11 protein-coding genes are annotated in these 20035 nt (G+C 61.6%); 6 read left to right on the top strand and 5 right to left on the bottom strand.

Annotated features, from left to right (window positions below; all coding sequences use genetic code 11):
- Positions 1–242: 242 nt before the first annotated feature.
- The 3 genes from recC to recD are packed head-to-tail and all read left to right on the top strand — an operon-like array spanning position 243 to position 9507.
- Positions 243–3728: an exodeoxyribonuclease V subunit gamma gene (recC, locus tag BMY98_RS07155; RefSeq protein ID WP_074886644.1), complete on the top strand. Its 3486-nt coding sequence runs from the start codon at positions 243–245 to the stop codon at positions 3726–3728.
- On the top strand, positions 3725–7423 hold the full coding sequence (gene recB / locus BMY98_RS07150; protein ID WP_074886642.1) for an exodeoxyribonuclease V subunit beta: 3699 nt from the start codon (positions 3725–3727) through the stop codon (positions 7421–7423). Before recC ends, recB begins: the two co-directional genes overlap by 4 nt.
- Positions 7420–9507 carry an exodeoxyribonuclease V subunit alpha gene (recD, locus tag BMY98_RS07145; RefSeq protein WP_074886639.1) on the top strand — a complete coding sequence of 696 codons (2088 nt, stop codon included), beginning with the start codon at positions 7420–7422 and terminating at the stop codon, positions 9505–9507. Before recB ends, recD begins: the two co-directional genes overlap by 4 nt.
- A gap of 3 nt (positions 9508–9510) precedes the next feature.
- Here recD and BMY98_RS07140 read toward each other — a convergent pair whose 3' ends face one another.
- The 5 genes from BMY98_RS07140 to BMY98_RS07120 form a co-directional block, all read right to left on the bottom strand.
- Positions 9511–11061 carry an amino acid ABC transporter permease/ATP-binding protein gene (locus tag BMY98_RS07140; protein ID WP_074886636.1) on the bottom strand — a complete coding sequence of 517 codons (1551 nt, stop codon included), beginning with the start codon at positions 11059–11061 and terminating at the stop codon, positions 9511–9513.
- A gap of 164 nt (positions 11062–11225) precedes the next feature.
- Positions 11226–12044 (bottom strand): ABC transporter substrate-binding protein, encoded by an 819-nt coding sequence (locus BMY98_RS07135; RefSeq protein WP_074886633.1) that lies wholly within the window; start codon positions 12042–12044, stop codon positions 11226–11228.
- Positions 12045–12118: 74 nt separating this feature from the next.
- The gene (locus tag BMY98_RS07130) at positions 12119–13183 is read right to left on the bottom strand and encodes an isopenicillin N synthase family dioxygenase (RefSeq protein ID WP_074886630.1); all 1065 of its coding nucleotides are present in this window, start codon (positions 13181–13183) and stop codon (positions 12119–12121) included.
- A 13-nt stretch (positions 13184–13196) separates the two neighbouring features.
- Positions 13197–14048: a sugar phosphate isomerase/epimerase family protein gene (locus BMY98_RS07125; protein WP_074886627.1), complete on the bottom strand. Its 852-nt coding sequence runs from the start codon at positions 14046–14048 to the stop codon at positions 13197–13199.
- Between the two features lie 393 nt (positions 14049–14441).
- Positions 14442–15389, bottom strand: coding sequence for a LysR family transcriptional regulator (locus BMY98_RS07120; protein WP_074886624.1), 948 nt, complete (start codon positions 15387–15389; stop codon positions 14442–14444).
- Positions 15390–15805: 416 nt separating this feature from the next.
- Between BMY98_RS07120 and BMY98_RS07115 the strand changes: the two genes are divergently transcribed.
- The 3 genes from BMY98_RS07115 (at position 15806) to mmsB (ending at position 19767) form a co-directional block, all read left to right on the top strand.
- Positions 15806–17134: an MFS transporter gene (locus BMY98_RS07115; protein WP_074886621.1), complete on the top strand. Its 1329-nt coding sequence runs from the start codon at positions 15806–15808 to the stop codon at positions 17132–17134.
- A 58-nt stretch (positions 17135–17192) separates the two neighbouring features.
- Positions 17193–18719, top strand: coding sequence for a CoA-acylating methylmalonate-semialdehyde dehydrogenase (locus tag BMY98_RS07110; RefSeq protein ID WP_074886618.1), 1527 nt, complete (start codon positions 17193–17195; stop codon positions 18717–18719).
- A gap of 157 nt (positions 18720–18876) precedes the next feature.
- A complete protein-coding gene (mmsB, locus tag BMY98_RS07105) occupies positions 18877–19767 on the top strand; it encodes a 3-hydroxyisobutyrate dehydrogenase (protein ID WP_074886616.1) in 891 nt (296 codons plus the stop codon).
- Positions 19768–20035: the final 268 nt, after the last annotated feature.

Genomic DNA, 20035 nt, shown 5'->3' with positions numbered 1-20035 from the left:
CCGATGGTAGTGTGGGGTTTCCCCATGTGAGAGTAGGTCATCGTCAAGATTAAATTCCAAAACCCCATTTGCGTAAGCAGATGGGGTTTTGTTTTTTGTGCGCGAAAAAACTGGCAACCACTTCTGCGCAACTCGTCAGCCCCCAAGTGCGGGTTGGCGTCCGACGCAACAAGATCGACCGTTAACCAAACCTCTCCCTCTGTTAGTCTTCTCCCTCTTTTGAAAGACCAAGGGACGCAGCTATGCCGGTGACATCCAATCTCAACCCCGGGTTTATGGTGGTCCATGGGAATCGCCTGGATGAGCTGCGTGGCCTTGTAGTGTCATGGATGCGGCGTTACCCCCTCACTCCACTCGAGAACGAAGTGGCGCTGGTACAGAGCAACGGTATTGCTCAGTGGCTGAAGCTCGCTTTGGCAGAAGATGCGCAGGACGATGATCAAGGTGGTTGCGGCATCGCCGCTGCGATTGATGTTCAGCTACCTGGCAGCTTCATGTGGCAGCTGTATCGCGCGGTGCTGGGCAAGGCCGAGATTCCGGAAACCTCGTTGCTGGATAAAGCTCCGCTGACCTGGCGTTTGATGCGGTTGCTCCCGGGCCTGATCAATCAACCGCACTTCGAGCCGCTGCAGCGGTTCCTGACGGCTGACACCGACCTGCGCAAGCGTTACCAGTTGTCCGAGCGTCTTGCTGACCTCTTCGACCAATATCAGGTGTACCGCGCCGACTGGTTGGAAGATTGGGCCGCTGGCAGGCATCAACTCAGGACCGGCAGGGGAGAGGCAAAGCCGCTGAAAGCAGAGAACTGCTGGCAAGCCGAACTGTGGCGTGCGCTGCTCCATGATGTCGGTGCAGAGGGCATGGCCCAGAGCCGGGCTGGCGTGCATCAGCGTTACATCGAGCGCATCAATAGCCTGGTCGAGGCACCGGCCGGTTTACCGGCGCGAGTGATCGTTTTCGGAATCTCCTCATTGCCAGCCCAGGCACTGGAGGCGCTTGCCGGGCTGGCCCGTTTCAGCCAGGTTCTGCTTTGCGTTCACAACCCTTGCCGCCATCACTGGGCAGACATCGTGGCTGACAAGGATCTCCTGCGTCACGAATACAAACGTCAATCGCGAAAACCCGGCATGCCAGTGGTGCTAAACCCTGATGCACTGCACCAGCATGCTCATCCGTTGTTGGCTGCGTGGGGCAAGCAGGGTCGCGATTACATCAATTTGCTCGACAGTCATGACGACCCCAACAGCTACCGGTCGATCTTTCGCGACGGGCGCATCGACTTGTTCAGCGAGAGTGAGCCCACGACCCTCCTGAATCAGCTTCAGGACGATATCCTTGAGCTGCGCCCTTTGAGCGAGACCCGCCAAGTCTGGCCGCTCGTAGACATAAAGAGCGATCGCTCGATTCGCTTTCATGTTGCCCACAGTGCCCAGCGCGAAGTTGAGGTGCTGCACGATCAACTGCTCGCGCGTTTCAGTAAGGATCCTGACCTTCGTCCGCGGGACGTCATCGTCATGGTGCCGGACATCGACAGCTACGCCCCCCACATTCGCGCAGTGTTTGGCCAACTGGATCGTGACGATCGCCGTTTTATCCCCTTCACCCTCGCAGATCAGGGCCAGCGTGGCCGTGATCCGCTGCTGATCGCCGTCGAGCACTTGCTGAAGATTCCGGACAGTCGATTCCCTGTCAGTGAAATCCTCGATCTGTTGGACGTTCCCGCATTGCGTGCGCGGTTCGGCATTGATGAGCGTGACCTGCCAACCCTGCACCGCTGGATTGAGGGCGCGGGTGTGCGATGGGGCCTCAACTCGTTACAGCGTGAAGGGCTGGGTCTGCCTGAACAGCTTGAGCAGAACAGCTGGCATTTTGGATTGCGTCGAATGTTGCTGGGTTACGCCGTCGGTGCGGGTGCGGCCTACGAGGGCATTCAACCGTATGACGAAATCGGCGGACTGGATGCGGCCCTGATTGGCCCGCTGGTGTCCCTGATCGACGCGCTTCAGGTCGCGCACAACGAACTCTCCCAGCCCGCCACGCCTGCGATGTGGGGCGCGCGCCTTCAAGCGGTCATGCAGCTGTTCTTCATGGCCGACAGTGAGCACGACGACTACCTGCTCAGTCAGCTGGAAACCCTGCGCGAAACCTGGCTGCAGACCTGCGAGACCGTTGCCCTGGAAGAAGAGCTGCCATTGACGGTCGTGCGTGAAGCCTGGCTGGCCGGGCTGGATCAGGGCCGATTGTCCCAGCGTTTTCTGGCTGGTTCGGTCAACTTCTGCACGCTGATGCCGATGCGCGCCATTCCGTTCAAGATCGTCTGTTTGCTGGGCATGAATGACGGCGATTACCCGCGCGCGCAACCGCCGCTGGATTTCGATCTGATGGGCAGCGACTACCGACCCGGCGACCGTTCCCGGCGCGAGGATGATCGTTATCTCTTGCTCGAAGCGCTGCTGTCCGCCCGTGATCAGCTGTACATCAGTTGGGTGGGGCGTAGCATTCGCGACAATTCCGAGCGGCCGGCTTCGGTGCTCATCGGGCAGTTGCGCGATCATCTGTCCAGTGGTTGGCGGCTGGCCGAAGCCATCGAGCCCGAGGACGATAAAAAACGTGATCCGGGTCAGCAGTTGCTGCACAAACTCACCGTTGAACATCCGCTGCAGCCTTTCAGTGCCAAATACTTCCAGGAGAACCCGGAGTTCTTCAGCTTTGCCCGCGAATGGCAGGTGCTGCACGAGGCCGTCGCCGAAGCAGGTGAAACAAAATCGCTGCAAAAGCACCAGCAGGAAGAACCCTTGAGCCTGATGCAGTTACAGGATTTTCTGCGCAATCCGGTCAAGCACTTCTTCAGTCAGCGCTTGAAGATATTCTTCGAGGTTGCCGAAGCGCCATTGGCGGACGAGGAGCCTTTCGTGCTCGACGCGCTCGAGCGCTATGGCCTTAGCGACAGCCTGTTGCAGGCGGCGCTCACTGACCCCGAGCACATTCACGAATCGCTCCATGCTCAAGCGACGCGCTTGCAGGGCAGCGGCTTGTTGCCGATGGCCGGGTTTGGAGCGTTGCTGCAGGATGAACTGATCGAACCGCTGCCCGACCTCGTTGCCCGCTACCACGAGTTGCTGATTCGCTGGCCGGTGCGGCTGCACAGCGCGCTGCCGGTCAGTTATCAGCACCAGGGCGTCGAGCTAGACGGCTGGGTCGATGGGCTTTATCAGAACCCTCAGAATGAATTACTGGCGATCACCGCTATCCCCAATGCCATCGCCAGCAAGAAGACGCGCAAGTGGCACCGTCTGACCAAGCCGTGGGTAAACCATCTGGTCGCCTGCGCGTGCGATCTGCCGTTGACTACTGCGCTGGTGGCCAGCGACGAAACCCTTTTGCTGCCGCCGCTGGACAAAGACACCGCCACGCGGACGTTGAATGATCTGTTGCTGGCCTGGCATCAAGGCATGCAACGACCACTGCCGATCGCGGTGAAGACGGCATTTGCCTGGCTGGGCCAGAACGATGAAATCAAAGCTGAAGCTGCCGCGCGCAAGGCCTATGAAGGCGATGGCCAGAACAGCAAGGGCGAGCGTGCCGAAAGCACTGCCCTGGCGCGCCAGTTCCCGGACTTCGATGCGTTGCTGGGCAGCGAGGAATTCGTGGGTTGGTGCGAGGCGTTATACAAACCGATTTTTGAAGCGCCCTGGCAGGCACTTTCTCGCGAGGAGGCTGGCGCATGACTGATGCACAACAACCCCTGGCGCTTCGCTTCCCGCTCAAAGGCAGCCAGCTGATTGAAGCCAGCGCTGGCACCGGCAAGACGTTCACCATCTCGGCGCTGTACCTGCGTCTGGTGTTGGGGCATGGCAGCGAGGACTCGGGTTTCGGCCGTGAGCTGTTGCCGCCGCAGATTCTGGTGGTGACGTTCACCGACGCAGCGACCAAGGAGCTGCGCGACCGTATTCGGACGCGACTGGCCGAAGCCGCACGGTTCTTCCGTGAAGAAATCGAAGCGCCCGATGCGTTGATCGCTGGTCTGCGGAACGAGTTCGCGGTTGAGCAATGGCCCGGCTGCGCCAGTCGTCTCGACATCGCGGCACAGTGGATGGATGAGGCGGCAGTGTCGACGATTCACAGCTGGTGCCAACGCATGCTGCGCGAGCACGCCTTCGACAGCGGTAGCCTGTTTACCCAGAGCCTGGAAACCGATCACACCGATTTGCTCAGCGAAGTACTACGCGATTACTGGCGCAAGTTCTGCTACCCCATGAACGGTGACGCGCTGCTTTGGGTGCGCGACAACTGGGGTGGCCCTGCGGCGTTGCTGCCAAGGGTGCGCGCGTTGTTCGGCAGTGAGCGGGCAGGCGTGACGCAAAGTCCGACGCAGATCATCGAGCAGTCGATTCAGGAGCGGCGCGAAACCCTCCGCCAGCTCAAGGCGCCCTGGGCCAACTGGGCCGCCGAGCTGCATGCGATCTGCATCGACGGCGTGGCGTGCAAAGTGGTCGATGGCCGCAAAATGCAGGAACGTTATTTCAGGCCCTGGTTTGACAAGCTGATTGCCTGGGCCAATGACGACGAGCAGGAGCAACTCGACCTTGGCACCGGTTTCACCCGGCTGACGCCCGACGGCATTGCCGAAGCGTGGAAGAACAATCCGCCATCGCACCCCGCGTTCGAGGCGATGGTTGAGCTCAAGGTTGCGCTGGACACGCTGCCAACGCCCGATGCGGCGGTGCTCGAACACGCTGCGCAATGGGTCGGTGCCCGCTTTGAAGAAGAGAAGCGGCGCCGTGCGGAAATGGGTTTCGACGACATGCTGCTGCGGCTGGACGCTGCGTTGCGAGGCAGCGGTGGCGAGCGCCTGGCGACCCTGATCCGCGAGCAGTTTCCGGTCGCGCTGATCGATGAGTTCCAAGACACCGACCCGGTGCAGTACCGCATTTTCGACAGCATCTATCGGCTTGAAGCCAATGACGAAAGCACCGGGCTGTTCCTCATCGGCGACCCGAAGCAGGCGATCTACGCGTTCCGTGGTGCCGACATCTACACCTACCTGCGCGCCCGTCAGGCCACCACCGGGCGCTTGCACACGCTGGGCACCAACTTCCGTTCCAGCCACGCGATGGTCGATGCGGTGAACCACGTGTTCACGCGCGCCGAAACGAGCGAGGCCGGCCGCGGTGCGTTCTTGTTCCGCACGCCTGAGGACAATCCCGTGCCGTTTCTGGCAGTGGGGTCTCAGGGGCGTAAAGAGACGTTGCAGGTCGACGGTGAGATGCTTGCGGCGCTCAACGTCTGGCAGCTGGAAACCGATCAGCCGGTGTCGGGCACGGTGTATCGAGCGCAACTGGCGGCGAGCTGTGCCAGTGAGATCGTGCGTTTGCTCAACGCCGGTCAACAAGGGCAAGCGGGCTTTGCCAAAGCAGGCGAGCCGCTGAAAAAGCTGCTGCCCGCCGACATCGCGATTCTGGTGCGTGACGGCAAAGAAGCGCAGGCGGTGCGAGGCGAGTTGTCGGCCCGTGGCGTGCGCAGTGTGTACCTCTCGGACAAGGACTCGGTATTCGCCGCTCAGGAAGCCCATGATTTGCTCGCTTGGCTCAAGGCCTGCGCGGAGCCTGACGCCGAGCGAACCCTGCGCGCGGCCTTGGCCTGCATCACCCTCGCGTTGCCGCTGGCCGAACTTGAGCTGCTGAATCAGGACGAACTGGCGTGGGAAAACCGCGTCATGCAGTTCCGCGATTACCGACGCATCTGGCGCACCCAAGGCGTGCTGCCGATGCTGCGGCGGTTGCTGCACGACTTCAAATTGCCCCAGGCTCTGGTTCAGCGAACCGATGGCGAACGCGTACTGACCAACCTGCTGCACCTGAGCGAACTGATGCAGCAGGCCGCCGCCGAGCTGGATGGCGAGCAGGCGCTGATTCGTCATCTGAGCGAGCATCTGGCTTTGTCCGGCCAAGCGGGGGAAGAACAGATCCTGCGCCTCGAAAGCGATGAGCAGCTGGTCAAAGTGGTGACCATCCACAAATCCAAAGGCCTGGAATACCCGCTGGTGTTCCTGCCCTTCATCTGTTCGACGAAGCCGGTTGACGGCAGCCGATTGCCGCTGCACTTCCACGACGCCGCCGGCCACGCGCAGATCAGCCTAAAACCCACGCCTGCGCTGATCGAACAGGCGGACGACGAGCGTCTGGCAGAGGACCTGCGCCTGCTGTATGTGGCCCTGACCCGCGCTCAACATGCGTGCTGGCTGGGCGTTGCCGATCTCAAGCGCGGCAGTAACAACGCTTCGATAGTGCACCGTTCGGCGCTGGGCTACTTGCTTGGCGGCGGGCAGAAGCTAGCTGAGTCAGTGGGATTGGGCCAATGGCTGCGATCCTTGGCAGACAACCACCCGGCCGTGCAGGTGGAACCCGTTCCGTTACCCACCACAGAGTCCTTCAGCGCGCCGCGCAACGAGGTCGCGTTGAGCAAGCCGCGCGTGCCCCGGCGCAGCGCACGGGAGAACTGGTGGATTGCGTCCTATAGCGCGCTGCGCATCGGCGACACCATCACCGACAGCGGCGATCAGTCGCCGGACAGCCCGCAAGCGCAGAAGCTGTTCGACGATGAGCGTCTCGACCCGGATGCGCCGCGAGAGGTCATGGTCAGCGGCGGCGATATCCATCGATTCCCGCGTGGTCCGAATCCCGGCACCTTTCTGCACGGCTTGCTGGAATGGGCGGGCGAGAAGGGCTTTGCCGAAGCGGCGGCTGATCCGCTGTCGCTGGAGAAAGTCGTCGCCCAACGCTGCAACCGTCGAGACTGGAAAGGCTGGATCAACACGCTGACCGACTGGCTGCAACATCTGCTGACCCTGCCGCTTCGTCTGGGCACAGAGATGCAGCCCATGGCCTTGTGCGAGCTGGATCAGCCGAACCAGTACCGCGTCGAAATGGAATTCTGGTTCGCCTGCTCGAAGGTCGATGTGGCGCAGATGGACGCGCTGGTGCGCCGCTACACCCACAACGGCGCGCCTCGCGCGGCGGCAGAAACGGTTTCGCTGAACGGCATGTTCAAGGGCTTCATCGACCTGACGTTCGAGCACGAAGGTCGTTACTTCGTTGCCGACTACAAATCCAACTGGCTGGGCGTCGACGACGATGCCTACACCGAGCAGGCGATGGAAAACTCGATTCTGGACAACCGCTACGACCTGCAATACGTGCTCTATCTGCTTGCCTTGCACCGTCAGCTCAAAGCACGTCTCGCTGATTACGATTACGACCGGCACATGGGCGGCGCGGTGTACCTGTTCGTGCGCGGCAGCCGCGCGGCGAGTCAGGGGGCGTGGTTCACCCGGCCGCCCCGTGAGTTGATCGAACGTCTCGATCTGCTGTTTCAGGGCCGGGCGCCGATCACGGAAGACGTGCTGTCAGGAGACCTCGTATGAATCGCACCTTCGCTCACTTGATGCCCACGGCGCTGGACGCCGACAGCCTGGCCGACCTGAAACCCCTCAGCCGCGTGGAGGATTTGCTGCTGTTGCTGCAGCGCTGGGTCGAGCGCGGCTGGCTGCGTGCGCTGGACAAGGCCTTCGTGGCGTTTCTGGCTGACCTTGATCCCGCGGCCGACTCGTTGGTGTTGTTGGCGGCCACGTTGACCAGTCACCAGTTGGGGCATGGCCACGTCTGCCTGGACCTCTACGAAACCCTGAAAGAGCCGGATTTCGCCCTGTCGCTGCCGCCGGAGGGTGATGTGTTGTCGACGCCGATGCTGTTGCCGTCCTCGCTGCTTAAATCGCTGGACGGCGCAACGTGGTGCAAGGCGCTGGAAGCGAGCGCGCTGGTTGCTCACGCTGGGGATGTCAGCGAAGCGGCGGCGCAGAGGCCGTTGGTTTTATCCGATCGGCGCCTGTACCTGCGCCGGTACTGGACCTATGAACGGCGGATCGATGCGGCGTTGCGTCGTCGACTGGCTCAGGTGGAAACGGGGTTCAGCGATTTGCCCCAACGTCTGGATGCGCTGTTCGGCCCGGCCAATCACGCGCCTGACGCATTGATCGACTGGCAAAAGCTGGCCTGTGCGCTGGCGACACGAGGCGCGTTCAGCATCATCACCGGCGGCCCCGGCACGGGCAAAACCACCACGGTCGTGCGTTTGCTGGCGCTGCTGCAATCGCCAGCGGTTGAACGCGGCAAGCCGCTGCGCATTCGTCTGGCGGCGCCGACCGGCAAGGCCGCGGCACGTCTGACCGAGTCGATCAGTCATCAGGTGCAGTCGCTGCAAGTGCCGGAAGACGTGCGGCAGAAAATCCCCAGCGAAGTCACGACGGTTCACCGTTTGCTGGGCAGCCGTCCGGGCACACGGCATTTTCGTCATCACGCGGGCAACCCGCTGCCGCTGGACGTGCTGGTGGTCGATGAGGCTTCGATGATCGACCTGGAAATGATGGCGAATCTGCTCGATGCGCTGCCGCCCCACGCGCGGATGGTGTTGCTGGGCGACAAGGATCAACTGGCGTCGGTTGAGGCCGGCGCGGTGCTGGGCGATCTGTGCCGTGACGCGGAGGCGGGCATGTACAGCCCGCAAACCCAGGCGTGGCTTGAATCGGTCAGCGGCGAGGATCTTTCCGGAAGCGGTTTGCAGCACGGCGACGATCAGCATCACGCGTTGGCTCAGCAAGTGGTGATGCTGCGCCACTCCCGGCGTTTCGTGGCTGGGAGCGGCATCGGTCAGTTGGCCAAGCTGGTCAATCAGCAGCAGGACAAGGACGCGCGCGCGTTGCTCGCGGCTCGCCAGTACCCGGATTTGTTTTCCCTGGTGCTCAAAGGTGAGCAGGACCGTGCGCTGTCACGGCTTTTGCTCGACGGTCACGGCGACGGTCCGCAGGGTTACCGCCATTATCTGGGCGTGATGCACGCGCAGCGGCCGCAAGACCTGACGCAGATCGAAGACCCGCGCAGCGTCGAGTGGGCGCGGCATGTCTTGAATGCGTTCGATGAGTTCCAGCTGCTATGTGCGGTGCGCAAAGGGCCGTGGGGCGTGGAAGGGTTGAATCGACGGATCACGGAAACGCTGTTCAGCGCCGGGCTGATCGAGAGTGATCATCAGTGGTACGAGGGGCGCCCGGTGTTGATGACGCGCAACGACTACGGGCTGGGTTTGATGAACGGCGACATTGGCATTGCCTTGCGTCTCCCCGAGGGGCCGGTCGAGGAGAACCGTCAGGCGCTGCGTGTTGCGTTCCCGCGTAACGACGGCAGCGGCGGCGTGCGTTTTGTGCTGCCCAGTCGGCTCAATGACGTGGAAACGGTATACGCGATGACAGTGCACAAGTCCCAGGGGTCGGAGTTCGCACACACGGCCTTGATCCTACCCGAGGCGTTGAACCCGGTGCTGACCAAGGAGTTGATCTACACCGGCATCACCCGGGCCAAGCACTGGTTCAGCCTGATCGAGCCGCGTCAGGGCGTGTTTGAAGAAGCCCTGCGGCGCAAGGTCAAGCGCCTGAGCGGGTTGATGTTGGGGTTGTGAGGCTCACGCCTCTTTGAGCGTCGGCGCTTGTTGCGTAACGGCGTGATCCAGCCCCATGAACCTGCGCACACGCTCGCCGCACTGATCGGCAAGAATCGTCTGCGGCGCGGCGTCGACCTGTACGATGCCGTTTTCCATGAAGATCACCCGGTCGGAAATCGACAGGGCGAAGTCCATCTCATGGGTCACGATGAGCATCGTCATGCCTTCCTTCGCCAGCTCGGCGATGACCTTCAGCACGTCGCCCACCAGCTCCGGGTCAAGCGCAGAAGTCGGCTCGTCGAAGAGCATGATCTGCGGGTCCATCGCCAGCGCTCGGGCAATCGCCACGCGCTGTTGCTGACCGCCGGAGAGCTGATGCGGGTATTTGTGCGCGTGGGCCAGCAGCCCGACCTTGTCGAGCAGGGCGTAGGCACGCTGCTCGCTGACGTCGCGGTCGCGGCCGTGATAACGCGGCGCGAGGGTCACGTTGTCGAGAATGGTGCGGTGGGGGAACAGGTTGAAGTTCTGAAACACCATGCCGATGCGCTGCACGCCACGGCGAATCTGCGGCGCGTTGGGGTTGTCGCCGGCGTGAATGTAGCCTTCGCCAAACAGGATGATCTCGCCCTTGTCGATGGTCTCCAGGCTGTTGATGGTGCGAATGAGCGAGGTCTTGCCCGAACCTGATGGACCGATGATGGAAATCACCTGACCGGCGTCCACCTCCAGGTTGATCCCCTTGAGCACTTCATGTTGCCCGTAGCTTTTGTGGATGTTGACCAGTTGTAGCGCTGGCGCCGACCCCGGTCCTGTTGTCGGCTGGCGTACTACCGCGGGCTGCGCGACCAGGCTGGCGCGCAGGTGAGTCAGGGCAGTGTCGTCGAGGGTCTGCGGCTTGCGATTGCTCAGCTCAAGGTGCTGCTCCAGCCAGTGAAACAGCCAGCCGAACACCGTCACGATCATCACGTAATACACCGCGACGGCGGACAGCGTTTCCATCACCAGGAAGTTCTGCGCATAGAGACGCTGGCCCACGGTCAGCAGTTCGGTGAGGGAAATCACTGACACCAGCGAGGTCAGTTTCACCACGGTGATGTATTCATTCACCAGCGTTGGCAGGGAGATACGAAATGCCTGGGGGATGACGATCAGACGCTGCATGCCGATCAGCCCGACGCCCAGGGCGCGGCCGGCTTCTTTCTGGCCTTTCGCGACGGAGATCAGGCCGCCGCGGTGAATCTCCGCCATGTACGCCGCTTCCGTGACCACCAGCGCGAGAAGGCCGGAATAGAAGGGGTTGGAAAGGACGTCACGGGTGACCGGAAACATCTGCGGCAGGTTGTAGGTAAACACCACCAGCACCAGCAGCGGAACACTGCGGAAGAACCAGATATAAATCGACGCCGGAACGCTGATCCAGCGCGCGGTCGACAGCTTGGCCGAGGCCAGCAGGAAACCCAGCAGCATGCCGATGAACCAGCCCAGCGCGCTGAGCTCGATCACGGTGATGCAGGATTCCCAGAAGTCAGCGACCGAGAACAGAGAAAAAAAGTAGGACCATTCGAATTGCATACACACCTCAGCAGGGCGGGGCCCGGCGGGATTCTCTTATCAAACACGATCCCTGTAGGAGTGAGCTTGCTCGCGATGACTTCGGTACAGCCGACACACCTTCATCGTCTGGTACGACCAATCGCGAGCAAGCTCACTCCTACACGGGATGAAGCATCAAGCCGTCAGTTTGCGGGCTCTTCCAGGTTGTATTTCTTCAACAGCGCCGCGTATTCACCGGATTTTTTCGTCTCGTCGAAAGCTTTGAGCAGCGCCTGATACAGCTCGTCATTGCCCTTCTTCACGTAGATGCCAAGCGTCTGCTGATAGATGGAATGCTCAGTGCTGACCACCACGCGGCCCTTGGTGCGTTCGGCGATCATGCCGGCGGCGCCGTCGATCTCCACTTGCGCCTGAACGTTGCCCGACAGCAGCGCCTGGGTGACTTCCGGTGCAGACGGAAATTCGCTGACGGCGACCGGGCCTTTGCCCTTCGGCACGCAGTATTCGGCGGAAAGCTTGTTGAACTGGGTGACCCACGTGGTGCCTTTTTCCAGCCCGACTTTCAGCCCGCACAGATCTTCCGGCACCTTGGGTTTGAGCGGACTGTCCTTGAGCACCATGATTGCCGCGCCCGTTACGGCGTAGGGGATGGTCTGGGCCTGGGTCTGGCGCTCCGGTGTGATGTACATGCCCGAAATGATCGCGTCGTAGTGCCCGGCATTAAGGCTAAGGATCAGGCTGGAGAACTTGGTGTCGACAAACTCCGCTTTGAGGTCCATGTGCTTGGCGAGCAGGCGCGACAGGTCAGGGTCGGCACCGACGACGTTCTTCTTCTCGTCATAGGACTCGAACGGCGGGTAGGTGATCTCCATACCGACCTTGAACTGCCCGGGCGTCACCGTGGTGGCAGCCTGCGCGGCGGTTGCAGCAACGAGGGATGCGCCGAGCACGGCAGAGGTAAGCACGGTCAAGCTGACAGCAGTGTTCAAAGTGTTGCGCATCGTCGGCGACTCCACGTCAGAAAGGTAGGGCTGGGTGTGTTGAGTATTCGGGTGGAACAGGGGGACGCATCGCATCACGATGGGTCCTGTGTCTGGCTCTTCAAATGGCCGAAGCTCGACGGCTTGCGCGCCTTTTCGTACAGCTTGAGTTCGCCGTTCTCGACCTTGCGCCGCAGGTATTGGTAGGTCTGCAATGCCTGACCAAACATGTGCTCGCCGATGGTGATTTCTTCGTAGTCGGCAGTGCCCTTGTCGAACTGCGCAAGGGGCTTGATCTGGGTGTGGAAGTCGCAAGCGAAGAACAGCGGAAACGAATAGCGCTCCTCGCTGACCGTGCGTACCCGGTGAGCCGTAGCAACGAACGTACCAGCGGTCATGACCTCCAGCATGTCGCCGATGTTGACCACAAACGCGCCGTCTACCGGCGGCGCGTCGATCCACTGCCCAAGGTTGTTCATCACTTCCAGCCCGGGTTTGTCGGCCAGCAGCATGGTGAAGCACTCGTAATCGGTGTGCGCACCAATTCCGGGCGCATCCTGCGCGGCGCCGTCGAACGGGTAATGAATCAGACGCAGCTTGGAGGGCGGGCGGGTGACCATCGCCTCGAAGTAGCCTTCCTCCAGGCCCAGCGCCAGCGCGAAGCCGTCGAACAGACGGCGGCCCAAGGCAAACACCGCCGCGTAATACGCTTCCACCGCAGGGCGAAAACCGGGCAGGTCAGGCCATTCGTTGGCGCCGATCAGCGGGGTTTTGGCGATCACCAGCGGGTCGTCATCGCCCACTTCAAAACCGATATCGAAGGCCTCTTTATGGTCTGGCTTGCCCTTGGCGTACACCTCTTCGCCCTCGGGCACGAAGCCTTTGTGGCTTCGCGAAGTGCCGATGTAATGCTGCATTTTGTAGTCGAGGGGTTGGGCGAACAGGTCCTTGGCCGCTTGACGCAGACCGTCGATCAACGACGGCGCGATGCCGTGATTCCTGACGTACAGAAAACCCACTTCCCGCGCCGCCTTGCCCAGTTCGTCAGCGACGGCCTGACGCAGGGCGATGTCGGGGCTGAACAGCTCGGCGATATCGACCACCGGGATGCTGCTGAAATTGGCGACCTTCGGGGCTGCCGCGTGCGACGGATCTGGCATGACGAAACGCTCCTTATCGGCTTGTTGTGTGGTTGAAGCGCTGGAAATGTTCGCGTTCGGTCTGGCCCATCCACACGTTCAGCGACCAGAGATCGGCCACCGGTACATTGGTGAAGGGCAGATGATGCAGATAGCCGTCGGCGCCGAATTCGGGCGTCATTGTGCTGACCTGATAACCGCGTGCCTGCTGGGATTTCCACACGGCTTCCCAGTGCTGCTGATGGAATGCCAGCTCTCGGGCGTACTCGGGGGCAGCGGGATGGGGGACTTGCGGACCCTGGTCGTAACCGACCCGGGCCTGAATGTGATGAACGCGCTCGACGAATGCGCTCAGGTCGTCTTCCGGGTCATCGAGCAAACGCTCGCAAGTGACGATCCAGTGGCTGATGTCGCTGGTGAAACGTAGATCGGGCAGTTGGCGGATCAGCTCAAGGGTGACCCACGGATTGAACAGCGAGCGGGCGCGGTGGGTTTCGAAGGCCACTGTCTGGCCATGCTTGCGCGCCACCTCCAGCGCCTGACCAAAGAAGTCCACCTGCTGCGGCAATTGCCAGCGGTCATTGCCGGCCAGCACGTTGACGAAGCGCGGCGCCAGCTCGGTTGACCAGGCGAGCTTCTGCTCCAGATCGGTGAGGTGTTCTGCTGTGGTCGCTGATTGTTCCGGGAGGACGTCGTAGGCGGTGAACACGGTGGCGATGTAAGGCACGTGATTGGCGCGCAGGAAGGCACCGAATTCCGCGCGCTCCACAGGCGTCAGCGGCAGACGTGCTTCCATGCCGTCGAACCCGGCTTCCAGCAGCTCATCCAGCGCCTGGGCCTTGCTGGCGCGGTAGCCCCAGAGCGTGCGGAAGATTTCCAGTTTCATCGAGCGTCCTCAAAGATTGCGTCGTGCGGCTGACGTGCCACCCAAGACAGGGCTCCGCCACGGCCCAGGCCTAGACGGGTACAGCGGCAGTCACATCAGAAAAGGCAATCTTCGGGCCGGGTCTCTAATGGACGGGCTCCTTTATTGGGGCCGATCTTAGATTCGGCCGATGAACGGAAAGAATAGGAAAGCTCAAATGCATAGTTCAGAGATTTCTGAACTATGGCGGGGAGGGGCAGAGCGGACGGTCGGACCTGTGTAGGAGCGCGCTTGCCCGCGAATACGTTGGTACAGCTTCAACAAATTTGTCGGTGGAAACATTGCATTCGCGAGCAAGCTCACTCCTACAGATCGCGTTGCGCCGAGCACCCCAATCTGCCGCCGACTTAGCATTCAATCCACAAACGCCATCCGATCTGTCTTGCCCAACAGAAACCCCTGATTGCGCTCGGTCGCCTCGCGGATGTAATCCCACAACAACGTAATCCGCTTGAGCTTCCTCAAATCCTCCCGGCAGTACATCCAGAACTGCCTCGTGATATCCACCTCGCTCTCCAGCACCGGCAGCAGTCGAGCATCTTGCGCCGCCAGAAAGCACGGCAGAATCGCCAGCGCTCGGCCCTGCAGCGCGGCGACGTATTGGGCGATGACGCTGGTGCTGCGCAGGGTGGCGTGGGCGCCGGGGAGGAGGTTGCTGAGGTAGAGCAATTCGGAGCTGAAGGCCAGGTCGTCGACGTAGCTGATGAACGGGTGGTCGGCAAGGTCTTCGGTCTTGTGGATCGGCGCGTGGTTGTCGAGATAATCCTGGGTGGCGTAGAGCCTCAGGCTGTAGTCGCACAACTTGCAGCACACGTAAGGCCCGTGCTCCGGACGCTCCAGCGCGATGACGATGTCCGCCTCGCGCTTGGACAGGCTGATGAAATGCGGCAGCGGCAGGATGTCCACCGAAATAGCGGGATACGTGTCGGTGAAGTGACTGAGTTGCGGGGTGATGAAGAAGCTGCCGAAGCCTTCTGTGCAACCCATGCGCACATGCCCCGACAACGCGACGCCGGAGCCGGAAACCTGCTCGCAGGCAATATGCAGCGTGCTTTCGATGGACTCCGCCGCGCCGAGCAATCGTTGGCCTTCCGCCGTGAGGATGAACCCGTTGTTGCGGGATTTCTCGAACAGCAGCGTGCCCAGTGACGTCTCTAGCGAGCTGATTCGGCGCGACACCGTTGTGTAGTCCACCGCGAGGCGTTTGGCCGCAGAACTGGCCTTGCGCGTGCGCGCCACTTCGAGAAAAAACTTCAGGTCGTCCCAGTTCAGCGCGCTCAGGGACGTGATGTTTTTTTGCATGTTGAACCTGCTTTTATGTGCGTTCTTATTAGAAGTTTGCACATCTATACTCCGAAGCGCGGCTGGATCCAACCGCTGCAGCCCCGGCAACGACACAGCATGTAGGAGCCGGCTTGCTGGCGAAAGCATTCTACCCGGCGCTGCTGCGGTGGATGATTAACCGAGTTCGCGGGCAAGCGCGCTCCTACAGTTGATCTACGCCAACTGCGAAATCTGCGACGTACGCGAAACCTGGAGCCGGCTTGCTGACGAACACGTCGGGTCAGCGACAGCGATGTTTGATGACACAACGCGGTTCGCCAGCAAGCCGGCTCCTACGGAGTCAGTGATCCAGCGAGGACGAGTTCCAGGTTCAAATACATCCAGAAAACACACGCCATAACACCCTGCACAACAATAAATAAGCGGAGGAGTTTATGAAGAACGCTATTACGGCGGACGCTGGCGCACTCGATGCCAGCCCCGTGAAAAACGCCCGATCCTACCGGCTTGCCGGCGCGGCGAGCATGGCTGGCACGACCATCGAGTGGTACGACTTTTTCCTCTACGGCACGGCTGCCGCCCTGATCTTCAACAAGATTTTTTTCCCTGCACTGGACCCGATCATCGGGGTGCTGGCGGCGTTCGCCACCTACGCCGTGGGCTTTCTCGGCCGGCCGCTGGGCGGCATCGTGTTCGGCCATTTCGGCGACAAGATCGGGCGCAAGTCCATGCTCTTGTTTACCCTGATGCTGATGGGCATTCCGACCATCATCATCGGCCTGATTCCCACCTACGAACAGATTGGCTACTGGGCCGCGGTGCTGCTCGTAGCGATGCGGTTTCTGCAGGGCATGGCCGTCGGCGGTGAATGGGGCGGGGCGGTGTTGATGGCGGTCGAACATGCGCCCGAAGGCCGTAAAGGTTTCTACGGCAGCCTGCCGCAAACCGGCGTTGGGGCAGGGCTGGTGCTGGCCTCGTTGGCCATGGGCATGGTCGCCAAATTGCCGGAGGCCGACATGCTCAGTTGGGGCTGGCGGATTCCGTTTCTCGCCAGCGTCGTGCTGTTGGGCGTGGGCTGGCTGATTCGCCTGAAAGTCCCGGAGTCGCCCGATTTCGAGAAGCTCAAGAAAGACAACATCGCCGTCAAAGTGCCGCTGTTCAAAGTCTTCCGCGACCATCCGAAAGAAACCCTGACCATCATCGGCGCGCGCACTGCCGAGAACGCCTGGTTCTACATGTCGGTGACCTTCGCGTTGGCGTACGCCGCCAATCAGTTGCTCATCCCCCGCGCTGACGTGCTGAGCGCGATCACCGCCGGCGCTGCGCTTTCTCTGGTGACCATGCCGCTGTGTGGGCACCTGTCCGACAAGGTCGGTCAGAAACGTCTGTATTTCGCCGGGCTTCTGCTGCTCTGCGCGTTCGTTTATCCCTTCTTCGCCATGCTTGGCACCCGCGAACCGCAGATGGTGTGGTGGGCGATGGTGCTGGCAGTAGGCGTGGTCTTCCCGATCCTGTATGCGCCGGAATCCCTGTTGTTCGCCCGGCAGTTTCCGGCGGAAATTCGATACAGCGGCATCTCCGTCTCGGTGCAGTTGGCGGGTGTTCTGGGCGGCGGATTTGCGCCGATGATCGCCACGCAATTGCTGGCCATGGGCGGCGGCAGTCCGCGCTACGTGATCGCGTACCTGATCGGCATGGCGCTGGTCGCACTGGTCTGCACCGCGCTGATGAAGCGTGATCCCCCTCGCCATCGCGCGGCCTGAAATCGACTTTTTTCAGCGCGCCCACGCCGGCGCGCTGCCTTGAATGGAGCAATGGGCAATGAACGTGTCGCTGAACAAAAACAACACCACCGTGGCCCGCGTGAAGCTGCTGATCGGTGGTGAATGGGTTGAGTCGCAAACCACCGAATGGCTGGACGTGGTGAACCCTGCCACGCAGGAAGTGCTGGCCCACGTGCCGTTCGCGACGGCCGCTGAGGTCGATGCCGCTGTCGCCGCCGCGCAGAAGGCGTTCACCACTTGGCGGCACACGCCGATTGGCGCCCGCATGCGCATCATGCTCAAGTTGCAGGCGCTGATCCGCGAACACTCCAAACGCATCGCCGTCGTGCTCAGCGCCGAACAGGGCAAGACGATTGCGGACGCCGAGGGCGATATCTTCCGCGGCCTGGAAGTGGTCGAGCACGCGTGCTCCATCGGCACCTTGCAGATGGGCGAATTCGCCGAAAACGTGGCCGGTGGCGTTGACACCTACACGCTGCGTCAGCCCATCGGCGTCTGCGCAGGCATCACGCCTTTCAACTTCCCGGCGATGATCCCGCTGTGGATGTTCCCGATGGCCATCGCCTGCGGCAACACCTTCGTGCTCAAACCGTCCGAGCAGGACCCGATGTCGACCATGCTGCTGGTGGAACTGGCGGTCGAGGCCGGCGTGCCGGCGGGCGTGCTCAACGTCGTGCACGGCGGCAAAGAGGTGGTCGACGGGATCTGCACCCACAAAGACATCAAGGCGGTCTCCTTCGTCGGCTCTACGGCGGTAGGCACTCACGTTTACGACCTGGCGGGCAAACATGGCAAGCGCGTGCAGTCGATGATGGGCGCTAAGAACCATGCCGTCGTGCTGCCGGATGCCAATCGCGAACAAACCCTCAACGCGCTGGTCGGTGCCGGTTTCGGTGCCGCGGGTCAGCGCTGCATGGCGACGTCGGCGGTGGTGATGGTCGGCGCGTCGAAGCAGTGGATTCCCGATCTGAAAGCGCTGGCGCAGCAGCTCAAGGTGAATGCGGGAAGCGAGGCAGGGACCGATGTCGGCCCGGTGATTTCGAAGCGCGCGAAGCAGCGAATTCTTGATTTGATTGAAAGCGGCGTTCGGGAAGGCGCCACCCTCGAGCTGGACGGGCGCGACATCACGGTGGCGGGTTTTGAGGAAGGCAACTTCGTCGGGCCGACGCTGTTCACGGGCGTGACTACTGAAATGCAGATCTACACTCAGGAAATCTTCGGGCCGGTGCTCGTGGTGCTGGAAGTCGACACGCTGGATCAGGCCATCGCGCTGGTCAACGCCAACCCGTTCGGCAACGGCGTCGGGCTGTTCACCCAGAGCGGTGCGGCGGCGCGCAAATTTCAGAGCGAAATCGACGTGGGGCAGGTCGGCATCAACATCCCGATTCCGGTGCCGGTGCCGTTCTTCAGCTTCACCGGCTCACGTGGTTCGAAGCTGGGGGACCTGGGGCCGTACGGCAAACAGGTGGTGCAGTTCTACACTCAGACCAAGACCGTTACCAGCCGCTGGTTCGATGACGACAGCGTGAATGACGGGGTGAATACGACGATCAATTTGCGTTGAGTTCGACGCCCTGTTTTAGGAGCGCGCTTGCCCGTGAAAACGATCTGCCTGTGACGGGTGGGTTGAGAGACATGACGCCATCGCGGGCAAGCGCGCTCCTACAAAGATCGTATTCCGTCAGTTGGTTTGAGCTGAGTTTTGAACAAGGAGAACAACCATGAAAATCGCATTCATCGGTCTGGGCAACATGGGTGCGCCGATGGCGCGGAACCTGATCCGTGCCGGGCATCAGTTGCATTTGTTCGACGTCAACCAACAGGTCTTGGCCGAGCTGGCCGAATTGGGCAGCCGCATCAGTGAGTCGCCCAAACATGCTGCTCAGGGTGCCGACCTGGTCATCACCATGCTCCCGGCGGCGGCTCATGTTCGCGCGGTGTACCTGAATGACGACGGCGTGCTGGCGGGCATCAGCGCAGGGGTGCCGGCGGTGGATTGCAGCACGATTGATCCACAGACCATCCGCGATGTGGCGGCGGCAGCGGCGAAACAGGGCGTGATGGTGGGCGACGCGCCGGTGTCGGGCGGCACTGGCGGGGCGCAGGCCGGGACGCTGACGTTTATGGTCGGTGCGAGTGTTGAACACTTCACGGTGCTCAAGCCGGTCCTCGCGCAGATGGGCCGCAACATCGTCCATTGCGGCGACGTCGGCACCGGTCAGATCGCGAAGATCTGCAACAACATGCTGTTGGGCATTTCCATGATCGGCGTGGCAGAAGCCATGGCACTGGGCAACAGCCTGGGCATCGACACCGGCGTGCTGGCGACCATCATCAACAGCTCGACCGGGCGCTGCTGGAGCTCGGAAATGTACAACCCGTGGCCCGGCGTCGTGGAAACCGCCCCGGCGTCGCGCGGCTACACCGGAGGGTTTGGCGCGGAGCTGATGCTCAAGGACCTGGGCCTGGCAACCGAGGCTGCCAAGGCCGCCCGCCAACCCGTGATTATGGGCGCGCTGGCGCAGCAGCTGTATCAGGCAATGAGCCTGCGCGGCGATGGCGGCAAGGACTTTTCGGCGGTGGTTGAGGGATACATCAAGAAGGAAAACTGATGGCGCACACCCCGGCCTCTTCCCGGCTAAAGCCGGTCCTACAATGTGCGCGCGGTCAGTCAGTGGGACTGGCTTTAGCCGGGAAGAGACCAGCGCGAACACTCGCGATTTCGCGGCGTGACATCCGACGCCTTCCCGGCTAAAGCCGGTCCCACAATGTGCGCGCGGTCAGTCAGTGGGACTGGCTTTAGCCGGGAAGAGGCCAGCACGAACACCCGCGATTTCACGTCGTGACATCCGACGCCTTCCCGGCTAAAGCCGGTCCCAC

Origin of the sequence: Pseudomonas graminis, assembly GCF_900111735.1 — a bacterium.
In the GTDB taxonomy this organism is placed as follows: domain Bacteria; phylum Pseudomonadota; class Gammaproteobacteria; order Pseudomonadales; family Pseudomonadaceae; genus Aquipseudomonas; species Aquipseudomonas graminis.
This window is presented reverse-complemented; position numbering and strand designations above follow the sequence as displayed.